Source organism: Paenibacillus sp. J31TS4 (assembly GCF_018403265.1).
Lineage (GTDB): Bacteria > Bacillota > Bacilli > Paenibacillales > NBRC-103111 > J31TS4.
In genome coordinates this window covers 1-227 of record NZ_BOSI01000058.1, presented here as the reverse complement: position 1 = coordinate 227, position 227 = coordinate 1, and the positions used below count along the sequence as shown (strand labels likewise).

Sequence of the window (227 nt, the reverse complement as noted above, 5' to 3'; positions counted from 1 at the left end):
TTGCTCCGTCTTTCCTGAGAATGCCAGGCGACATTCTCAACTATCCGGTCTTAGCTCACGTTTCCGTGAGTTATCCCGATCTTATGGGCAGGTTGCCTACGTGTTACTCACCCGTCCGCCGCTAAGCATCAGAGAAGCAAGCTTCTCATCAACTCCGCTCGACTTGCATGTATTAGGCACGCCGCCAGCGTTCGTCCTGAGCCAGGATCAAACTCTCCATAAAAGTG

General features: G+C 52.4%; 1 rRNA gene. It reads right to left on the bottom strand.

Going from position 1 to position 227, the window contains the following annotated elements:
• Window positions 1-223 (bottom strand): 16S ribosomal RNA (locus KJS47_RS23965); the annotation flags it as partial.
• Window positions 224-227 lie beyond the last annotated feature (4 nt).